Annotated in this window: 4 protein-coding genes and 2 pseudogenes; 2 read left to right on the forward strand and 4 right to left on the reverse strand. The window is 78.3% G+C overall.

Features of this window, described 5'->3' with window-relative positions; translation table 11 throughout:
• A pseudogene (locus tag PSR1_RS22185) lies at nt 1-374 on the forward strand (hypothetical protein); the annotation flags it as partial.
• 151 nt (nt 375-525) lie between these two features.
• Here PSR1_RS22185 and PSR1_RS22190 read toward each other — a convergent pair.
• Nucleotides 526-870, reverse strand: coding sequence for a hypothetical protein (locus tag PSR1_RS22190; protein ID WP_237758201.1), 345 nt, complete (start codon nt 868-870; stop codon nt 526-528).
• Between the two features lie 252 nt (nt 871-1,122).
• On the opposite strand from PSR1_RS22190, the gene PSR1_RS22195 reads away from it, so the two are divergent.
• Nucleotides 1,123-1,575 (forward strand): CoA-binding protein, encoded by a 453-nt coding sequence (locus PSR1_RS22195; RefSeq protein ID WP_059439501.1) that lies wholly within the window; start codon nt 1,123-1,125, stop codon nt 1,573-1,575.
• Nucleotides 1,576-1,599: 24 nt separating this feature from the next.
• On the opposite strand, the gene PSR1_RS22200 is transcribed toward PSR1_RS22195, so the two are convergent.
• From PSR1_RS22200 to PSR1_RS22210, 3 genes and pseudogenes are all read right to left on the reverse strand, one after another.
• Nucleotides 1,600-2,883, reverse strand: a complete 1,284-nt coding sequence (locus tag PSR1_RS22200; RefSeq protein ID WP_152643421.1) for a COX15/CtaA family protein — start codon at nt 2,881-2,883, stop codon at nt 1,600-1,602.
• 54 nt (nt 2,884-2,937) lie between these two features.
• On the reverse strand, nt 2,938-3,627 hold the full coding sequence (locus PSR1_RS22205; protein ID WP_059439502.1) for a hypothetical protein: 690 nt from the start codon (nt 3,625-3,627) through the stop codon (nt 2,938-2,940).
• Between the two features lie 58 nt (nt 3,628-3,685).
• Nucleotides 3,686-3,978 (reverse strand): annotated as a pseudogene (locus tag PSR1_RS22210) (hypothetical protein); the annotation flags it as partial.

A 3,978-nucleotide genomic window follows, 5' to 3' on the forward strand; every position in this document is an offset into this window, starting at 1 on the left:
TCCGCGCGCGGGCCGCGGCCCTGCGCGTCGCGACCGAGGTGGAGCGCGGGCTCTCCGGCGCGCGCTGGCGCGAGGCGTACGCGGAGGCGATGGAGGGGGCGACCGCGGCGCGCTGGGAGGGCGTGCGCGCGGCGCGCGACGCGGACGCCGCGGCGCACGCGGCGGCGCTGCGCGGGGCGGACGCGGGCGAGCGGCTCCGGCGCGACCTGCGCGAGCGGCTCGACGAGGACTGGTGGCGCAACCCGCGGGCGGCCCCGCTGCTCGCCGGCCTGCTCGCGGCCGGCGCGCTGCCCCCGGCGCCCGGAGACACGACGCCCGCGCCGGGGGACGCGGCGCGGGCGCTGGTGGCGCGGCTCGAGGGGAAGCCGGCCTAGAGGAACGTCTCACGGGGCTGCGCCCCGCCCCACGGAGCGGAGCTCCGCGGGGGCCCACCCTGCTCGCCGGGTCCCGTGCGCCGCCGCGGGCGGCTTCGCCGCGCGCGCGACGGCGCCCCGGCGGGCTCGCTGCGCTCGCGAGGTTCGGCCTCTACAGGCCTTTCTTCCGGAGCGCGCGGATGATCTTCTCCTTCGCGCGGGAGGGCGCGGCGGCGGCCGGCGCCCGGGCCGGCGCGGTCTCCGGCGCGCCGGCCTGCGCGCGCTCGCGCCACTTCATGTACGCCTCGATCTCGTAGGAGAGGACCTCGATCTCGAGGTCGCTCAGCCCCTCGGCGCTGCGCTCGAGGGGCGCGCCGCGGGGCGGGGCGGCGCCGAGGCGCATCCGCATGACGCGCTCCTCCTCCGGCGTCAGCTCGCGGGCCGGGCCGCGCCGCAGCGCCGCCTGGGCCGAGCCCTCCGTCACGACCGCCGTGGTGCCCTTCTTCTTCGTCTCCATGAGGGCCATCGTAGGCGCCGCCCAGGGCGTGTCCATTTTTCGAAGGACGCCGCCCTCCCCTCCGGCCGTGCTGCCAAGCCCTCGCGATTCCGGCCGATTTCGCCCCGGGGTCCCACGTTCCGGACGGGTTGCCCTCGCCCCGCCTCCGGACCCAGAGTCGTTGCAGGCGCGCCGCGTCCGAACCCAGAGTAGTTGGAAGCAGGCGGGGTGGCGCGGGGCCGGCGGCGTCGCCCACGCCCCGAGGAGGCCGAGATGGCGGACTGGCAGGAGAACCTGATCGAGCGTGACGAGGACATCCGGAAGCTGCTCGCGCCGGTGCGGCGCGTGGCGGTGCTCGGCATGAAGACCGAGGCCCAGTCCGACCAGGCCGCCTTCTACGTGCCGCGCTACCTCAAGGACGCGGGCGTCGAGGTGGTGCCGGTCCCGGTGTACTACCCGGAGGCGAAGACCATCCTGGGCGCGCCGGTGTACCGGAGCGTCGCCGCCATCCCGGGCCCGGTGGACCTCGTGGACGTCTTCCGGCGCCCGGCCGACGTGCCGGCGCACGTGGACGACCTCGTGGCGAAGAAGCCGGCGGTGGTCTGGCTCCAGCTCGGGATCCGCAACGACGCGGCCGCGGAGGCGCTCGCGCGGGCCGGGATCCGGGTGGTCCAGGATCGCTGCCTGATGGTGGATTGGCGCAGGCTCGGGCCGGCCGCGCGCTGACCGCGGGCCGGCCCGGCCCCGGGGCTACGGCGCGAGCGGGATCGAGATCTCCTCGAGCACCGTCACCGCGCGCGGCGCGCTCGCCGCGCGGACCACGTCCGCCGGCGGGTTGGCCATCCTCAGCGTGAACGCGGCGAGCAGCGCGACCGCCAGCACCAGCACGCCGTAGCCCTCGACCGACTCCAGCTTCGCCATGGCGACCCCCGATCGACCTCCGACGTCGATTCTACGGCCGGGCCGCAAGTTCATTTCAGGCCACTCCGTCGCAGGCCCAGCCAAGGCGGGGGACGCTGTGCGTGAAGGGGCGAGCCCGGCGACGGACCTCCCCTCGCCGGAAGGGAGGGGGCCCGGGCTAGCCCAGCGCCGGCGCCTCGCCGCGCGCGGCGCCCGCCGGCGCGACCGCGGCGCCGGGGGCGCGAGCGCGGCGGCGGCGAGCACCACGAGCGCGACCCAGAGGAGGTCGGCGACGAGCAGGTGCACGAGCTGCATCCACACCGGCGCGAGCAGCGCCACGTTGAGCACGCCCGCGAAGAGCTGGAGGCCGGCGAGCAGCAGCACGGCGAAGGACGCCGAGCGCGTGTCGGCGTCGGGGCGGGCGCGCAGCGCGGCCCGCGCCGCCCAGCCGAGGGCCACCGTCGAGAAGACGGCCACGAACGGGTGGAGCACGCGGAGCCGGAGCAGCACGTGCGCCTCCTCCGACAGCTCCTGCCGGAGCCCCTCCGCGAACGACGTCGCCGGGAACAGGGTGTCGCCGAGCGCGGCGATGGCCCCGCTGGCGCCGGTCAGGATGAGCGCCCCGGCGGCGACGCCCAGCGCCGCGGCCAGCCCGGCGTGCCCGCGGAGCGCGAGCCCGCGCGGTCGCCCGGCGAGCGCCGCGGTGAGCGCGATGGCGCCGACCAGCAGGAACGTGTTGGTGAGGTGGACGGCGACCACCCAGCCGCGCGCGGCCGAGTCGTCCTTCGCCACCCAGCCGAACAGCACCAGCCCGGCGCCCACCAGCGCCTCGACCACCACCAGCGCGAGCGAGGCCCAGGCCGCCCGGCGCGCCGCGTGCCCGGCGGGGAAGGTGCGCCGCGCCGCCACCACCAGCCCGACCACCAGCAGGAGCGCCACGCCGCTCGTGGCACGGTGGGTGAACTCGATGACCGTCTCCAGCGCCGGCGACCGCGGCACCACCTCGCCGTTGCACATCGGCCAGTGCTTGCCGCACCCGGCCCCGGAGCCGGTGGCGCGCACGAACGCGCCCCACACGACCACCGCGAGGTTGTAGGCGAGCACCGACCAGGCGAAGCGGACGAAGGCCTTCATGCCGCACGGAAGACCACGCCCGCGGCGCGAACGCAACGGCTCCGCCGGGTCCCGCTACCCGGCCCCGCCGCGCCCCTGGGCGCGCGCCTCCCACTGTCGCTGCAGCGTCCGCCAGCCGTCCTCCGCGGCCACCGCGGCGCGCCCGGCCTCCGCGGCGTGCGCCTGCGCGTCGCGCTCGGCCGCGACCGCCTTCGCCACGTGCGCCTCGAACCGGCGCGCGTCGTACTTGCCCGCCGCCGGGATCCCGGCCGCCGCGAGCGCCTGCAGCTTCGCCTGCTCCAGGCGCGCCTGCGCGGCCGCCTCGTGCGCCTCGGCGGCGTCGAGATCCGCCTGGCGCGCCTCGGCCAGCCGCTTCGCGAACGCGAGGTGCGCGTCGGCGGCCTGGCGGTGCAGCGCGGCGGTGTCGGCGAGCGCCTGGGCCCGGGCCTTCCAGGCGGTGTCGCCGGACGAGTTCGCGCCCTTCGCCTCGGTGGCGGCGCGCTGGAGGTCGGCCTCGGCGGCGGTGCGGTCCGCCTCGGCGTAGCCCTGCTCGCGCTTCGCCTCCTGCAGCCGGAGCTTGGCGCGGGCCACCGCGTCGCGCGCGGCCGCCGCGTCGGCGCGGGCCGGCTCCACCGGCCCGAGCTGGCCGGGCCCGAGCCGGCCGAAGTCGGCGTCGGACACCGGCGTGAACTCCTCGCGCGTCTGGACGGTCCGGCAGCTCGCCAGGACCGCCAGCGCGATCCCCGCTGCGAGCGCGGTGCGCATGGCGACTCCCCCCGGCGCGAAATCTGCTGCCGCCCGCGGGGCGCGGCACGCGCCGGCGCTACTCGCCCTCGTCGGCGGGCTCGCCGGGGCGCGCCGGCTCCTCGCCGCGCTTCTTCAGGCCGGCCGCCTCGAGCGCGGTGGACGGGCCGGCCGGCTTGCGCTCGTCGGGCAGCGCGCCGGCGGGCGCCGTCACCGGCCCGACCGCCGCGCCGAGCGCCTTCACCTCGGCGAGCAGCTCGAGCCGGGCCTTCACGCCGGGTGCGCTCGGCACCTCGAACGCGCCGGAGAGCCGGACGCGCAGCGGCACCCCGGTCTCGGCGTCGGCGAGCAGCTCGCCGTCGGCGGCGACCG

Origin of the sequence: Anaeromyxobacter sp. PSR-1 (assembly GCF_000964525.1) — a bacterium.
GTDB lineage: Bacteria > Myxococcota > Myxococcia > Myxococcales > Anaeromyxobacteraceae > Anaeromyxobacter.